Origin of the sequence: Halorubrum sp. SS7, from assembly GCF_005435055.1 — an archaeon.
Lineage (GTDB): Archaea > Halobacteriota > Halobacteria > Halobacteriales > Haloferacaceae > Halorubrum > Halorubrum salinarum.
In genome coordinates this window covers 1-478 of the sequence record NZ_SGXV01000295.1, presented here as the reverse complement: position 1 = coordinate 478, position 478 = coordinate 1, and the positions used below count along the sequence as shown (strand labels likewise).

Annotated in this window: 1 protein-coding gene; it reads right to left on the bottom strand. The window is 64.2% G+C overall.

Translation table 11 applies throughout. The features are described 5' to 3' along the window. A partial coding sequence (locus EXE44_RS18095) for a sensor histidine kinase KdpD (protein ID WP_137718053.1) occupies positions 1-478 on the bottom strand: 478 nt, incomplete at both ends.

The window sequence follows — 478 nt, the reverse complement described above, 5'->3', positions numbered from 1 at the left end:
GTACCTGTTGACGAGCGTCTTGACGAGGTACAGGCCGATCCCGGTTCCGCCGCTCTCCAGTCCCTTCTCGCCCTCCTGAAAGATCTGCTCTTTGTGATCGTCCGGGATTCCGGGCCCGTTGTCGGCGACCGAGACGCACACCGCGTCCTCCGACAAACCGGTCGAAACCGTGATCTCGGCCACCTGCTTGTCGTTGTGGACGACCGCGTTCGTCAGCAGGTTCCGGAACACCGCCTCCAGCAGGCCGTCAGCCAACACCGTCACGTCCGGGATCGATCCGTTCACCGTGACCGTCGCGCGGTCTTTCTCGGATCGGATCCGTTCGATCTGCTGGTTGAGTTCGGTGCGGAGATCGACCGGCTCTTGGTCGGTTCCGACCTGTAGCAACACGTCGGTGACGTCCCTGGCAGTCTCCGTGATGTCGGCCGCCTGCTTCGCCGCCCCGATGACCGTCCGCGCGTACGTCCGGCCCTGGTTC